Here is a 1,029-nt window from a genome sequence, read left to right as displayed (position 1 = left end):
CACGGTCTCCCCCGCGCGCACGTCGTCGAGCCCCTCCACCGCGACCACGCACGGCAGACCGAGCTGCCGGGCGATGATCGCGGTGTGACTGGTCGTGCCGCCGAGGCGGGTCGCGAGCCCGACCACCCGGGCCGGGTCCAGCCCTGCCGTGTCGGCCGGGGCGAGGTCGTCGGCGAGCAGCACCGACGGGACCTCCGGGCTGGGGATGCCCGGCTCCCCCTGGCCGGTGAGCTCCGCGACGATCCGGTCACGGACGTCGCGCACGTCGGGGACGCGCTCGGCCATGAGCCCGCCGAGCGCGGTGAACATGTCCACGAACTGCTGGGCCGCCTCGACGGTCGCGGACGCCGCCGGGACGCCGGCGTCGATGCGCTGCTCGGCCGCTCCCCACAGCGCGCGGTCGCGGGCGATCCCCGCCGTGGTGGACAGCACCTCGGCACTGACACCGGTCGCGGACGCCGCCCGGGCCGCGAGCCTCGCGGCGACCAGTTCCGCCGCCGCACGGAAGAGGTCCTTCTCCCCGGCGCGCGATCCCTCCGGCAGCGCGGGCTGCTCGCCGTCCGGGAGGCGGACCCCTTCGGACGGGCGGACCACCGGCCCGAGCGCCACGCCGGGGACCACCGGGGTCCCGATGAGGACGAACGAGTCGGCGCGGGCCGGGGTCTGCTGGAGATCGGGCGCGGAAGTCGACATCAGGGACCTCACTGACGACACGGGGTGGATGGCGGGGCCGGGCGACGTGCGGTGACCAGCGTCACGAATATGTGTTGACTTGTCAACCGATCCCACGTAGAACAACACATATCCAACGCCGAAGCCACGTAATCGGGCAGAGCGTGCCCAGCGCCCGGAGGTGGACGTGCTCTATCCCGAGGAACGGCAGCAGGCCATCGCGGCACTGGTCGCCGAGCGCGGCCGGGTCGCCGTCACCGCGGTGGCCGAGGAGTTCGGCGTCACCACCGAGACGGTCCGCCGCGACCTGGCCGTCCTTGAGCGGGCCGGGATGCTGCGCCGGGTGCACGGCGGGGC

Annotated in this window: 2 protein-coding genes; one reads left to right on the top strand and one right to left on the bottom strand. The window is 74.4% G+C overall.

Annotated features, from left to right (window positions below; genetic code table 11):
- Nucleotides 1-693, bottom strand: a 693-nt coding sequence (locus E4P40_RS27685) for a phosphoenolpyruvate-utilizing N-terminal domain-containing protein (RefSeq protein ID WP_245160638.1), incomplete at its 3' end; no start/stop codon positions are given.
- Between the two features lie 160 nt (nt 694-853).
- On the opposite strand from E4P40_RS27685, the gene E4P40_RS29450 reads away from it, so the two are divergent.
- A partial coding sequence (locus tag E4P40_RS29450; RefSeq protein ID WP_348519661.1) for a DeoR family transcriptional regulator occupies nt 854-1,029 on the top strand: 176 nt, incomplete at its 3' end.

The organism is Blastococcus sp. CT_GayMR20, from assembly GCF_004570345.1.
This window is presented reverse-complemented; position numbering and strand designations above follow the sequence as displayed.